Source organism: Mycobacterium sp. SVM_VP21, assembly GCA_024758765.1.
Lineage (GTDB): Bacteria > Actinomycetota > Actinomycetes > Mycobacteriales > Mycobacteriaceae > Mycobacterium > Mycobacterium heraklionense_C.
In genome coordinates this window covers 3,482,336-3,494,540 of sequence record CP101406.1, presented here as the reverse complement: position 1 = coordinate 3,494,540, position 12,205 = coordinate 3,482,336, and the positions used below count along the sequence as shown (strand labels likewise).

The following is a 12,205-nucleotide window of genomic DNA, read 5'->3' as shown; positions in this document are numbered from 1 at the left end:
ATCACCTGTCGATTCCCTCCACTCGGATACTTCGTGAATACTATACCCCGTAGGGTATGCAAATATTCCCGGAAAACCCGTGGGGTGCGGGAGGGCGGTCAGTCGGCGTGTCGGGACTGGGCGGCGACGGCTTCGCCGAGCCAACGGCGCAGGAATTGGCGTAGCTCGTCGGGGGAGCGATCTGGATTGTTGGGCGCCACGACGAACGAGAGCATGATCCGCAGGGTGAACTCCACGAGTTCGCGTAGCCCCGCTTCGTCGTAGCCGTGCTGCGTCCAGTCGACGTCGAACCGGTCGATCATGCGCATCCCGAAGGCTTGGGCCTCTTCGGAAGCCATCTCACGGTTGTGCGCTGACGACGACGACAGCATGGCGCCCAGGTGTGGGGAGCGGGCCACCGCATCCAGGGTGTAGACCGCACCTTCGGTCAGCGCGTCGGCGGGATCGTGGATGCCGTGCACGTGCTCGGTAAGGCGGTCGAGGAAATCGTCGACGGAGGCGATCGCCACGGCGCGCATTAGCGCATCGGCGGTGGGGAAGTAGCGATACACCGTCTGCCGGATCACGCCCAGCGACGTGGCGACGTCGGCCAATGACACCGCCGAGCCCGTCTCGGCGACCAGCTCGACGGCCGCGGCGATGATCCGCCGGCCGGCCTCCTCGTCGCTGTGCGGCGGGTTACCGCCCCACCCTCGCCGTCGTGCCATTAGTGACCTGCTTGACAAGCTTGGTGCATCAAACAATCATACGCGAAGACGTCCAGTTGTATGTTTTGAGCTGAGGTAGCCATGACTGACCTGATTGTGCGTAAATTGCGGTTTGCGTTCGCCGAATACCCCGTGCCGTTTCTGTGGAACGAAGCGAACCCGGCGTTCTCCTCGATGGCTAACGCTGTCTCGCTGCTGGCGATCGGGTTCGAGAAGATGATTGGCGGCATGATCGCCGAGGCGATGCCGCTGATCACCGACCCCGTGGTCGCCGAAGAGGCCGACGCGTTCGTGCGGCAGGAGGGCCAGCACTCGATGGCCCACCGCGGACATGCGAAGGCACTGGTCAGGGCCTACCCGGGGCTCAAGGAGACCGTCGACGACTGCAACGCCATGTTTGACAAGATGGCCGCCGAAAAATCACTGGACTACCGGCTGGCCTACACCGCCGACCTGGAGGCCACGTTCACTCCCGTCTTCAAGCTGATGCTCGACCACGACGACACCCTGTTCGCTCCGGGCGACGACCGGGTGGCGTCATTGTTCTTGTGGCACTTCGTCGAGGAAGTCGAGCACCGCAGCTCCGCGCTGATCATCTACGACCACGTCATCAACGACCCGTGGTACCGGATGCGGATGGCGCCGTCGATCTTCAAACACGTGATGAGCGTGATCAAGGTGGCGTGCGAGGGCTTCAATCGGCACGTTCCCTTGGAAGACCGCAAGGTTGACGCGCTGTCACTGTTCAGTTCCTACCGCGCCAAGCAGGCTTGGCGGCGGCGCGTTCCCTTCGGCTGGCCCGCGGACGAGGGCCCGGTCGCGGATGCCTTCAAACATCTGCCAAAGCGCGAAATGGCCACCGCTGTCGCCGGTATCATCCGCAGCCAGCTGCCCAATCACAAACCGGCTCACGAGAAGATCCCGGTCTTGGCCAACGAGTGGTTCGCCCGTTATGACGCCGGCTACGACGTGACCAAGTGGTACACCGCAGAGGAGAAGAGCGCCTGATGCCCGACTTGTGTGCCCCGACATTCGAGCGACTCGCCGAGTCCCTGGGCTTCTCCTGCGGCGAGGCCGGGGGATTGCTGGAATTCCGCAGTCCCTTCCAGCTGGAGAACTGGACGCTGCCGGTTCTGGAGATCACCGTGATCACGGGTGCCGTGCTGGCACTGATCTACGCGATCATCCGGTACCGCCGTGGCGATGCCACCAACTTGGCACTGTGGTTCGGGGCGATCGCCTATCTGCTGATCATCGAGCCGCCGCTGTACTTCCCGAGCGCTTTCGGTGTCGCCGATCATGTCGATACGATGTTCGCGCACAACGTGTTCAGCGTCGAATTCCTGTGGGGGCGGCTCCCGCTGTACATCGTCGCCATCTATCCGATGATGGCCACCATTTCCTTCGAGATCGTTCGGATCCTGGGCGTGTTCCGCCGCTACGGTGCGATTGTCGGCGCCATCTGCGTGGGCTTTGTCCACCACGCCTTCTACGAGATCTTCGACCACCTCGGCCCGCAGCTGCGCTGGTGGGAATGGTCGGTGGACAACCCGCTGAACCAACCCATGTTCACTTCGGTGCCGATGGGCAGTGTCGTGGTGTTCGCGGCGCTGTGGCCGGCCTCGCTGGCGTTCTGTGTCCAACTGTTGGTCGGTCGTCAGGTCGATCACGGCCGGAGATTCGGCGGGCTGCAGGTGTTGTGGCGAACCATCGTGATCGGCATCCTGGCATCGCTCGGGACGGGGATTCTGCCGCTGCCGGCAACCTTGCTCGGTGCCGCCACGGATGGCAAGTTGATCGGGATCGCCTATGCCGTCGAACTTCTCGTCATCGCCGCGTTGGCCATCCCGGTGTTGATCATCCAATGGCGGCGCTTGCGGCTGAATCTTTTTGCCGCCGGCCGCTACAACGACCCGCTGATGGTCCGCTACGCCGCGGTGTATCTGTCGGTCATGACGGTGCTGTGGTTGACGGCCCTGCCGGCCTACCTGGATGCATCGGGCGGGCTGACCGCTAACGGCGACCCGGTGGGATGTCTGTGGTACGTGGTGCTGTGTTTCGTGGTGGCCTACTTGAGTGTGGTGGCCGCCGCGACGGTCCCGCCGATCCTGGAGCCCCACGAGACGCCTGAGCCGGTGACTGCCGGGCGCTGAGGATCCGCGACTGCGGCCCGCCGTGGACGCTGGTTGACGCGCTTGGCAGACTGTTGCCATGGCGCAGATCACGTTAAAGGGAAATCAGATCAACACCGTAGGCGAGTTGCCGGCCGTCAGTTCGGCAGCACCGGCGTTCAGCTTGACCGGAACCGACCTGAGCGTGGTGGACAGTGGGCAGTTCGCCGGTAAGCCGGTCCTGCTGAACATCTTCCCGTCGGTCGACACCCCGGTCTGTGCGACCAGCGTGCGGACCTTCAACGAGCGGGCGGCCGCCGGTGGTGCCGTGCTGTGCGTCTCCAACGACCTGCCGTTCGCCCAGAAGCGGTTCTGCGGTGCCGAGGGCATCGAGAACGTCACCAGTGCCTCGGGCTTCCGGGACAGCTTCGGCGCCGACTACGGCATCACCATCGCCGATGGCCCGCTGGCCGGGCTGCTGGGCCGGGCCATCGTGGTGATCGGCGCAGACGGCAATGTCGCCTACACCGAGCTGGTGCCGGAGATCGGCCAGGAGCCGAACTACGACGCGGCGTTGGCGGCTCTGAGTCAGGCCTAGAGCGCCGACGTCAGCGGCCCCGCCACTGCGGTGGCCGCTGCTCCCGCCACGCTTGTAGTCCCTCGGCGACGTCCTCGGTCACCGCGGCGACCTTACGCATCGTTTCACCGAACCGCACGGCGTCGATCCAGCCCATGTCGGTGCTGCGCCACGCAACCTCTTTGGTGGCGCGCTGCGCCAGGGGAGCGGCCTTGGTGAGGGTGTGTGCCCACGCTCGGGCCGTCTCCTGCAGGGCGTCGGGCTCGACGAGTTTCCACACCAGGCCGATGTCCATGGCCCGTTGCGCGCTCATCGGCTCCCCGGTCAACAGCAACTCCATCGCGTTGGCCCAACCCACCCGCTGCGGCAACCGGATCGCCCCGACGATGGTCGGTACTCCAAGAGTCACTTCGGGGAACCGGAACACCGCATCGGTGCTGGCGATGATGAAGTCGCAGAACAACAATCCGGTGAGCCCATAGCCCACACAGGGGCCCTGCACGGCGGCGATCGTCGGCTTAAAAAGCTCCATACCGGATTCGAACGAGTTGATCGTGGGCTTCTCCCAGAATGTGCCGGGAAAGGTGCCGACCGCGCCCGCCGAGTCCTTGAGATCGGCGCCGGCGCAGAACACGTCACCTTCGGCGGTGAGAACTCCGACCCAGGCGTCCTCCTCGGCGCGGAAGCGGTCCCAGGCGGCGTTGAGGTCCTGACGCATCGCGCCATTGATGGCGTTGCGGGCCTCGGGCCGGTTCAGGGTGATGGTCGCGACGTGGTCGTGGCACTCATAGGTGACCATGCTCATGGCTGCACCGTACCGTCGGAGTCATGCGGTGGATCGTGGACGCGATGAACGTGATCGGTGCGCGTCCAGACGGCTGGTGGAAGGATCGCCACGCCGCGATGGCCCGTCTGACCCGACAGCTGGAAGCCTGGGCGGCGGCCCAGGACAGCGAGGTCATCGTGGTCTTCGAGAAGCCGCCGTCGCCGCCCATCGAATCGGATGCCGTCACGATCGCGGCGGCGCCGCGTCCCGGTGCCAACTCCGCCGACGACGAGATCGTGCGGTTGGTCGGGGCCGACGATCAACCGCGCGACATCACCGTGGTGACTTCTGATTTTGCCCTGGTGGAGCGGGTCACTTCGGCGGGCGCGGCCACCTACCCGGCGGCACGTTTCCGCAGGCTCATCGAGGAGGGGTGATGGAGCCGCAACTGTTTCGGGCCCGACCGCCGCTCTCGGCGAGCATCGCGTACTTCGGTTATTGGGACCGCCGTGCCGGTGGCCCACATCGGAGCCGAGCCCTGCCGCGTGGAGCGGCGACCATCGTCATCGATGTCGGCGACCGGCCGGAGGTGGATTTCTTCGGCGCCGATGCGCATACCCGGTTGGCGATGCCACCCGCATTCCTCATCGGTGCCGGCACCGCGTCCTATGTGACACAGATCGACACGGCGCAGACCGTCATCACGGTCCATTTTCGTCCTGGCGGCGCACGGCCCTTTGTGGATATCGCTCAGGGGGAGTTGACGGACGTCTGCGTCGGTCTGGGCGAGCTGTGGGGACGCGAGGCAGAGACGCTGCGCCAGCGGTTGGCGGAGGCATCTTCGGGTGCCTCGCGGGTCATGCTCCTCGAAGCGTTCCTGGTGAACCGGTTGCGGGACAAGCAATTCGCGCCGCACGCGGACGTGACCACCGTATTGGACGCCGCGGAACGCAACCCATCGATGCGCGTCGGTGACGCGGTGGCGCTCACCGGCTTATCGCCCAAACGGCTGATCAACATGTTTCGTGCCCAGGTCGGTCTGACGCCCAAGGCCTATTTGCGGGTGCGGCGACTGCAGGCCGCCCTCACGCGCCTGGACAGCGGGGCAGCAGGGGGTGCTGTTCTGGCGGCTGAGTTGGGCTACTTCGATCAGGCGCACTTCGTCCGGGAGTTTCGGGCGTTCACCGAGACCACCCCCACTCAGTACCTGCGGCGCCGCTCGTGGCTGGCCGGGCACGTTGATCTCGTCGAGGATTCCCCGGAGAGTCCGGGCGGGTGAGCGCTGACAAAAATATCCAAGCCAACCACCACCGGCATCCCAGATGATGGGGTCATGCACCGCACCCGAGAAGCTGTGGCCAGCACTGGAATCCTCGTCGCCGCGATCCGCGCCAAGGAATCCGCTCGCGATGACGCCCTATTCACCGATCCGTTTGCGGACAAGCTGGCGGGGGAGGGCGGCCGACGGATGCTGGAGGCGGCCATCGCCAACTCCGGTGAGCAGTCGACCTGGCAGATCGTCGTCCGTACCCGATTCTGGGATGAAGCCCTGCTGCGCAGCGGGATCACCCAGGTGGTCATCCTGGCGGCCGGCATGGACGCGCGGGCATACCGGCTGCCCTGGCCGGACCACACCACCGTCTACGAAGTCGATCAACCAGCGGTCATCGCGGCCAAAGCCGAGCTGCTCGCCGACGATGAGCCCCGTTGCCGGCGGGTGCCCCTCGGTATCGACCTTGCCGAGGACTGGCCCACCGCCCTGGAGGCCGCGGGTTTCGACGCGGCCACTCCCAGCGTCTGGCTCATCGAGGGACTGCTGCAGTACCTCGACGAGCCCGCAGTCCGCACCCTATTCGCCCGTGTCGACGCGTTGTCGGCGCCCGACTCGGTGCTGCTGTACGAGGTGGTCGGCAAGACGCTGCTGGAAGCGCCGTCGATGGCGCCGTTGTTGCAGTCCATGGCACAGCAGGGCTCACCGTGGCTGTTCGGCACGGACGAGCCCGGCGAGCTCGCCGAACGACTCGGATGGTCGGCCGTGGTGACCGACGTGGCCGAGCCGGGTGACCGGTGGAACCGCTGGTTCCCGTCGGTGACCGCAGCGGCTGGATCGGATGTGCCGCGCGGCTACTTCGTTGAGGCGCGCCGCTAGTTTTCCGCGCTGGCGGCGGTGGCCCCGGCGCGCCGTCCGGCGAACACGCAGTCGGCGATCGACAGCCCGCTGACGTAGGACTGCGAGGCGATGCCGATGGCGGTGCGGCCGGCGCTGTAGAGCCCCGGAATCGGGTTGCCGTCGGCGTCGATCACCGCGCCGGTGTCCTCGGAGACTCGGACGCCGCCCAGGGTGAGCATGGGGGTGGGACGTAAGACGTTGGGCCGCACCGAGATATCCATCAAGGTGAAGGGCCCTTGATCGATGCGCCGGCAGAAGTCGGCGGGCTTGCCGGCCGGGTCTTCGGAGCCGGAGTCGATCGCCTCGTTGTGCGCGATGACGGTGGCGGCCAAGCCCTCGGCATCGACACCGGCGGCCCGCGCCGCCTCGGCCAGCGTGGCACCTCGCACGGCGCCGCTGAAGATCAGCGCGGCGCCCTGGGCGCGTTGGAACCACAGCGTCTGGGTCAACAGTTGGCGCCGAGCCTCCGACATCAGGCGGGCATCGGCCAAGATCCAGCCCTGGCTCCCGTGGTTCTTCACCAAGGCCTGTCCGACCGCTGCGCCGTAACGGGACTCGTCGATCACCCGTCGGCCGTCGGCGTCGACGATGATCGCGGAGATGAACGCGCTCGGGGGCGTGATGAACTTCCACACCGAGACGTTGTCCATCCGATCGGGTACCGCGCCGACACTCTGGGCCAGTGCGATGCCGCTACCGTCGTCACCGCTGGTGCCCAGGGGCAGGCCGCCGTTGAACTCCGGTGCGTAGCGCTTGCGCCACTCGGTGTTGGCGATGAAGCCGCCGGCGCAGATGATCACCCCGCGCCGCGCGATGATCTCGATCGTCTGGCCGTAGCGCTGCTGCAGCTTCGCCAATCGGCGGTCCATCGCGGCGCGCAGCGGCGGGTAGTAGACCCCGGGTTTGGACGAGAGCGCGGCCAGGCGGGCGTAGCGGCGCTGGATGCGGCGCGGCGCCTGTCCCATGGTGGTGGCCCGCACGCCGATCACTCGGCCCGACGGGTCCTGCAGCAGTTCGGTGACGGTGGTGTGCGGGCGGAAGTCGACACCGAGCTGGCGGGCCGATTCGGCCAGCGGTGCGTAGATCTTCTTGCCGGAGGTGCCTTTGCCGTAGGCGCGGTGGCCGCGCTGCACTGGCGGCGTGTGGGCGCGGAATGCTCCGGCGTTCTCGCTGCCCGAGTGGTACAGGTAGTAGCGGTTGTTGGGGAAGGACGTCTTGTAGGGGCACAGTCCGGAGTTGAACGGCACCCCGTGCGTCTGCAGCCAGTCGATCATCTCCGGACTGCCGTCGACGAACCGTTGCAGTGTTTCGGGCTGGACCGCGTCGCCGACCTCCAAGCGCAGGTAGTCCAGCATCTGCTCGGCGGTGTCGTGCACGCCGGCGTCCTTCTGAACCGATGTGCCGCCGCCGGCGTAGATGATGCCCCCGGAGATCGCGGTGGCGCCGCCGCCATTGGCACGGTCCACCGCGATGACCTCGGCGCCCAGTTCGCGCGCGGTGATCGCCGCAGACGTACCGGCCGCGCCGTACCCGACGATGACGACGTCGGTCGTCACGCTGGTGGTGGTCATGCGCTCTCCCTTGATGACGTGAGCTGAACGGCCCCCAATGTAACAGTCGCTAGTTTCACACTTGCAGAAGTGACCAGCAGTGATCCTGCGGGCGGCGGGGCAAAGAGAAACGTGTTCTAGGCAGCTGTGGACGCTCCGATCGGCCGCCCTGCGCGGTTCGCGGCGGCGCAGGGGAGAAGATGAACGGCATGGTTGCTCAGTTGTGGCGTCTGGTCGCCTCCCTGGTTGTCGCCGTCGGCTGCGCGGTGACGGCGGCCCTGCCCGCCGGCGCGGCACCGGGCGTGGATCCCGCGGCGCTGGCCGCTGACCTGGTCGCTGCCGATCAGGCGTTGCGGAATACGTCGTCGCCCGAGCAGGTGCTGGCCGCCGCGGCCCGCCGCCAACAGGTCGCCTACCGGACCCTCGGCGCGCACCCCGAGTGGGATGCGGTCGCTCGCGCGCAGATCCCGGCGGCGCTGCAAGCGGTCTACGACCGCAACATCGACGCACGTCGTGCACTCATGGCGCTCACCGACCCGAAAGACACCATGCCGCCGTGGCGGGTGGTGCCGCCGGTTCCGGCGAACGAATTGATGACCAGCTACCGCGCAGCCGAGGCCGCCTCCGGCGTGCCGTGGAACTACCTGGCGGCGATCAACTTCGTCGAAACCGGCTTCGGCCGCATCAACGGGGTCAGCGATGACGCCGCCCAGGGGCCGATGCAGTTCCTGCCGTCGACGTTCGCGGCCTACGGCAATGGGGGAGACATCCACTCGCCGCGCGATTCCATCATGGCGGCCGGCCGTCTGTTGGCCGCCAACGGTTTTGCTACCAATCGCGACAAGGCGATCTGGGGTTACAACCATTCCGACTACTACGTGCGGGCGGTTAACGACTACGCCGCGGTCATGGGCGGCGACCCGGCCGGGTTCTCCAGCTACTACCGCTGGGACACCTACTACCGGACCACGGCAGGCGATCTGCTGCTGCCGATCGGTTATGTCTCGTCGTCGCGGATCCCGGTGGGGGAGTATCTGGCCACGCACCCGCAGTGACCTCTCAGCGCTGTTGGGCCCGCCACTTATCGAGCACCCGTCGATCCCGCTTGGTCGGCCGTCCCGCACCGCGGTCGCGAGTGGCCACCGCGGTGGCCGATGCCGGCGGGGGCGGCGGCGTTCGGTCCAGGTAGCAGGTCACCGCATCGGCTGCGCCGACCCGCTTCTGAATCACCCGCAGTACCTCGACGATTCGGGTGCGATCACCCACCAGGGCGCTGACCACGTCACCGGGTGCGACCGGTGTCGCCGGCTTGGCCGGGCGGTCGTTGACCCGCACATGTCCGCCGCGGCATGCGGCGGCGGCGTCGGGCCGGGTCTTGGTGATCCGCACCGCCCACAACCACCGATCCACCCGGCTCGATTCCATGGCGGCCCGGGCTCAGCGTGAGGCGTTGAGGATCTTGATCGCGAACACGAGCGTGTCGCCCGGCAGGATGCCGGCGGCCGGCTGTCCCTCGGGATAGCCGTCGGCGGGGACCATCGCGACCGCCACCGTCGACCCGATTTTCTGGCTCGCAATGGCTTTCTGGAAGCCGGGGACGACGCGGTCCAGTCCGAAGTCGACCGGTTTGCCGCGTTCGTAGCTGCTGTCGAATACCGACCCGTCCCGTCCGTTGACGCCCATGTAGCAGACCGAGACGGTTGCGGTGTCCCCGACGACGCGGCCGTCGCCGGCGTGCAACGTGTGCACCTCGGTCTGAGTCACCTTGAACGGCTTGGTTACGACGACGCTCGGCGCGGCCGAACTCGTGGAGCCGGTTACCGCGACGCTGCCGGTGGCACCCTTCAGCGTCCATTCGGCCGCAACGCCTTCCGCCGGTGGCGTGGAGGGGCAGGCGGTGACGGTCTCGCCACCCGGGGGTAGGAACAGGTCGGTGACCGACGACGTCTTCGACGACGAGGTGCTGTCCGAACCGCCACAACCGGCGAGCACCGCCGCCAACGAGGTGACACCGGCGGCGAGTGCGACGAACCGAGGCATACGCGAATTCACCTTGGTCACGCTACAGGCCCGGCGACGGCGCCGGACCTAGCATCGAGGCCATGGACATCGCGGCTTCGGGCCGCGCGGCCGACGTCCGGCGCATCGCCGTGGCGGAGCTGCCCGGGGTGCGCTGGAGGCTGCCGCCGATGTTCCGCTACGGGCTGGTCTGGCGAAAACCCTGCGCGTAGCATTTTGCTATGCGTCGTTACAAGATGCTACGAAACAGGGAGGTCGCTGATGCCTGAGGCCGCCGACCGAGTCACCCGTTTTGCCGCGGACCTGGTGGACAGTGCCGCCGCCGAAGGCGCGCGCCAAAGCAGGTCGGCCAAGCAGCAGCTCGACCACTGGGTGCGGGTCGGCCGGGCGGTGTCGGCGCAGCAGAGCGCGGCGCGGCGACGGGTCGAGGCGGCCCTATCCGGTCACCTCGACACCGGTGCATTGACCGCCGAAGAGGGCGTGGTTTTCAACGCCGAGATCTCCGCAGCGATCGAGGAGAATCTGGCGCATACCCACTACGGCGACATCCTCGCCGAGCGTGGCGTCACCACCGTGGCTCTCGATGACGACGGCCGCATCGTCGAATACCGGCCCGACGGCAACTCGGTGATCGTGGAGCCGACCCCCTGAGGCGGCTCGACCTCGTCGTCGGCCCCAACGGGGCGGGAAAGTCGACCTTTGTCGCCCTCACGCTGGCGCCCCTGCTGCCGGGTGCACTGTTCGTCAACGCAGACGAAATCGCCAAGAGTCGTTGGCGCGACGAGGCGGACGCGCACGCCTACGATGCGGCGCGGCTGGCCGCAAAGACCCGGATGAAACTTATCGAGGTGGGGCGTTCGTTCATCGCCGAGACGGTGTTCTCGCATGAATCGAAGATCGACTTGATCCACGGTGCACACGCCCACGGATACACGGTGGTGCTGCATGCGGTGCACATCCCCGAAGCGTTGGCGGTCCAGCGCGTCCGGTATCGGGTGGCCGCCGGTGGACATGCCGTTCCCGAGGAGAAGATCCGCGAGCGCTACCACCGGGTCTGGCCCCTGGTCGCCGAAGCGATCGGAATCGTCGACGTCGCAACGGTTTACGACAATTCGCGCGTGACCGGGCCAAAGATTGTGGCGCAGTTCGCGGGGGGTGCCCAGATCGGTGAGCCGAGTTGGCCGAGCTGGGCACCCCCCGCGCTGGTCACGCGCCGCCACCCCTAATGGGAGATCTTCACCACGAGCTTGCCGACGTTCTTGCCGTCGAACAGCATGTTGATCGCGGTCGGCAGCTGTTCGAAGCCTTCGACGACGGTCTCGAGCGGGGTGAGCTTGCCGGCGGCAATCAGCTCGGAGATCTCGCTGTTGGCCTCGGGTGCCTGAAGGAAGTGGTCGAGCACGATGAAGCCTTTCAGGGTGGCGCGCTGAATCAGCAGGTTGCCGAACGCGCGCGGCCCGGGCGGGGGGTCGGTCTCGTTGTAACCCGAGATCAGCCCGCAGAGCGCGATCCGCGCGCCGACGTTCACGCGCGCAAAGATCGCATCCATGATGTCGCCGCCGACATTCTCGAAGTCGACGTCGATTCCGTTGGGCGTCGCGGCGGCAAGCTGGCGGGCCCAGTCCTCGGCGCGATAGTCCACCGCCGCGTCAAACCCGAGTTGATCGGTGAGCAGGGCACACTTCTCCGGTCCGCCGGCGATCCCGACGACCCGTGCGCCGCTGGCCTTGGCGAGCTGACCGGCAACCGAACCGACCGCTCCAGCTGCCGCCGAGACGACGACGGTCTCGCCCGGCTGCGGCTTGCCGATGTCACGGATCCCGATCCACGCGGTGAGCCCGGTCATTCCGAGCGCGCCCAGGTAGGCGCTGGGGGAGACGCCGTCCGCGACGTCGACGGGGAACAACGGCATGGTGTCGGAGACCACCACGTAGTCCTGCCACCCGGTCAGGCCCTGCACGGTCTGGCCGACCGGGAAGTTCGGGTTGTTCGACGCGACGACCACGCCGAGGCCGGCCGCGCGCATGACCTCACCGATGCCCACCGGCGGCAGGTACGACGGAGTCTCGTTGATCCACATCCGGTTGGTCGGGTCCAGCGAGATCCAGTCGACACGCACCAGCGCTTCGCCGTCGCCGATCTCCGGCACCGCTTGCTCGCTGAGTTCGAAGGTGTCCGGGCCAATGCGGCCGGCCGGGCGTTCGCGGAGAAGGAAGCGGCGATTGCGATCGGTCATGAGCGCACGCTACCGGATGCGGACAACCATGGCAATGGTCACTAAATTAGTTGGGGGACAAGGCAAGAG

At 67.0% G+C, this 12,205-nt stretch carries 15 protein-coding genes; 9 read left to right on the top strand and 6 right to left on the bottom strand.

The window, feature by feature from the left end:
* Window positions 1–98: 98 nt before the first annotated feature.
* Entirely contained in the window at window positions 99–707 is a 609-nt protein-coding gene (locus tag NM962_16360; protein ID UVO11521.1) for a TetR/AcrR family transcriptional regulator, read from the bottom strand.
* 81 nt (window positions 708–788) lie between these two features.
* On the opposite strand from NM962_16360, the gene NM962_16355 reads away from it, so the two are divergent.
* From NM962_16355 to tpx, 3 genes are read left to right on the top strand one after another with little or no spacing between them, the layout of a single operon-like run.
* Window positions 789–1,715, top strand: coding sequence for a metal-dependent hydrolase (locus NM962_16355; protein UVO11520.1), 927 nt, complete (start codon window positions 789–791; stop codon window positions 1,713–1,715).
* The gene (locus NM962_16350; protein UVO11519.1) at window positions 1,715–2,860 is read left to right on the top strand and encodes a hypothetical protein; all 1,146 of its coding nucleotides are present in this window, start codon (window positions 1,715–1,717) and stop codon (window positions 2,858–2,860) included. Before NM962_16355 ends, NM962_16350 begins: the two co-directional genes overlap by 1 nt.
* A 58-nt stretch (window positions 2,861–2,918) precedes the next feature.
* Window positions 2,919–3,416, top strand: coding sequence for a thiol peroxidase (gene tpx / locus NM962_16345; GenBank protein ID UVO11518.1), 498 nt, complete (start codon window positions 2,919–2,921; stop codon window positions 3,414–3,416).
* A gap of 10 nt (window positions 3,417–3,426) precedes the next feature.
* On the opposite strand, the gene NM962_16340 is transcribed toward tpx, so the two are convergent.
* A complete protein-coding gene (locus tag NM962_16340) occupies window positions 3,427–4,200 on the bottom strand; it encodes an enoyl-CoA hydratase/isomerase family protein (GenBank protein ID UVO11517.1) in 774 nt (257 codons plus the stop codon).
* 23 nt (window positions 4,201–4,223) lie between these two features.
* Here NM962_16340 and NM962_16335 point away from each other — a divergent pair, with 23 nt between their 5' ends.
* Genes NM962_16335 through NM962_16325 form a run of 3 tightly spaced genes read left to right on the top strand, consistent with a single transcriptional unit; the run spans window position 4,224 to window position 6,310 of the window.
* A complete protein-coding gene (locus tag NM962_16335) occupies window positions 4,224–4,598 on the top strand; it encodes an NYN domain-containing protein (GenBank protein ID UVO11516.1) in 375 nt (124 codons plus the stop codon).
* A complete protein-coding gene (locus tag NM962_16330; GenBank protein UVO11515.1) occupies window positions 4,595–5,440 on the top strand; it encodes a helix-turn-helix domain-containing protein in 846 nt (281 codons plus the stop codon). Before NM962_16335 ends, NM962_16330 begins: the two co-directional genes overlap by 4 nt.
* A gap of 54 nt (window positions 5,441–5,494) precedes the next feature.
* The gene (locus tag NM962_16325) at window positions 5,495–6,310 is read left to right on the top strand and encodes an SAM-dependent methyltransferase (GenBank protein ID UVO11514.1); all 816 of its coding nucleotides are present in this window, start codon (window positions 5,495–5,497) and stop codon (window positions 6,308–6,310) included.
* Here NM962_16325 and NM962_16320 read toward each other — a convergent pair.
* Window positions 6,307–7,902, bottom strand: a complete 1,596-nt coding sequence (locus NM962_16320) for an FAD-binding protein (GenBank protein ID UVO11513.1) — start codon at window positions 7,900–7,902, stop codon at window positions 6,307–6,309. The two genes, NM962_16325 and NM962_16320, sit on opposite strands and share 4 nt — an antisense overlap.
* A gap of 188 nt (window positions 7,903–8,090) precedes the next feature.
* On the opposite strand from NM962_16320, the gene NM962_16315 reads away from it, so the two are divergent.
* A complete protein-coding gene (locus NM962_16315) occupies window positions 8,091–8,936 on the top strand; it encodes a lytic transglycosylase domain-containing protein (protein ID UVO11512.1) in 846 nt (281 codons plus the stop codon).
* 4 nt (window positions 8,937–8,940) lie between these two features.
* Here the strand turns inward: NM962_16315 and NM962_16310 are convergent, their stop codons facing one another.
* Window positions 8,941–9,306, bottom strand: coding sequence for a S4 domain-containing protein (locus NM962_16310; protein UVO11511.1), 366 nt, complete (start codon window positions 9,304–9,306; stop codon window positions 8,941–8,943).
* A 12-nt stretch (window positions 9,307–9,318) separates the two neighbouring features.
* Window positions 9,319–9,942, bottom strand: a complete 624-nt coding sequence (locus NM962_16305) for an FKBP-type peptidyl-prolyl cis-trans isomerase (protein UVO11510.1) — start codon at window positions 9,940–9,942, stop codon at window positions 9,319–9,321.
* Between the two features lie 219 nt (window positions 9,943–10,161).
* On the opposite strand from NM962_16305, the gene NM962_16300 reads away from it, so the two are divergent.
* Window positions 10,162–10,551, top strand: coding sequence for a ParD-like family protein (locus NM962_16300; protein UVO11509.1), 390 nt, complete (start codon window positions 10,162–10,164; stop codon window positions 10,549–10,551).
* Window positions 10,548–11,126, top strand: coding sequence for a zeta toxin family protein (locus tag NM962_16295; protein ID UVO14774.1), 579 nt, complete (start codon window positions 10,548–10,550; stop codon window positions 11,124–11,126). The genes NM962_16300 and NM962_16295 overlap by 4 nt, the downstream gene beginning before the upstream one ends.
* Here the strand turns inward: NM962_16295 and NM962_16290 are convergent.
* Complete coding sequence (locus NM962_16290; protein ID UVO11508.1) at window positions 11,123–12,136, bottom strand: NADP-dependent oxidoreductase; 1,014 nt, start codon at window positions 12,134–12,136, stop codon at window positions 11,123–11,125. The genes NM962_16295 and NM962_16290 overlap by 4 nt on opposite strands.
* Window positions 12,137–12,205 lie beyond the last annotated feature (69 nt).

Coding starts and splice junctions, on each gene's coding strand:
- NM962_16310 (UVO11511.1), bottom strand. CDS start 9,306: ATGGAATCGAGCCGGGTGGATCGGTGGTTGTGGGCGGTGCGGATCACC.
- NM962_16335 (UVO11516.1), top strand. CDS start 4,224: ATGCGGTGGATCGTGGACGCGATGAACGTGATCGGTGCGCGTCCAGAC.
- NM962_16325 (UVO11514.1), top strand. CDS start 5,495: ATGCACCGCACCCGAGAAGCTGTGGCCAGCACTGGAATCCTCGTCGCC.
- NM962_16320 (UVO11513.1), bottom strand. CDS start 7,902: ATGACCACCACCAGCGTGACGACCGACGTCGTCATCGTCGGGTACGGC.
- NM962_16350 (UVO11519.1), top strand. CDS start 1,715: ATGCCCGACTTGTGTGCCCCGACATTCGAGCGACTCGCCGAGTCCCTG.
- NM962_16355 (UVO11520.1), top strand. CDS start 789: ATGACTGACCTGATTGTGCGTAAATTGCGGTTTGCGTTCGCCGAATAC.
- tpx (UVO11518.1), top strand. CDS start 2,919: ATGGCGCAGATCACGTTAAAGGGAAATCAGATCAACACCGTAGGCGAG.
- NM962_16300 (UVO11509.1), top strand. CDS start 10,162: ATGCCTGAGGCCGCCGACCGAGTCACCCGTTTTGCCGCGGACCTGGTG.
- NM962_16315 (UVO11512.1), top strand. CDS start 8,091: ATGGTTGCTCAGTTGTGGCGTCTGGTCGCCTCCCTGGTTGTCGCCGTC.
- NM962_16290 (UVO11508.1), bottom strand. CDS start 12,136: ATGACCGATCGCAATCGCCGCTTCCTTCTCCGCGAACGCCCGGCCGGC.
- NM962_16340 (UVO11517.1), bottom strand. CDS start 4,200: ATGAGCATGGTCACCTATGAGTGCCACGACCACGTCGCGACCATCACC.
- NM962_16360 (UVO11521.1), bottom strand. CDS start 707: ATGGCACGACGGCGAGGGTGGGGCGGTAACCCGCCGCACAGCGACGAG.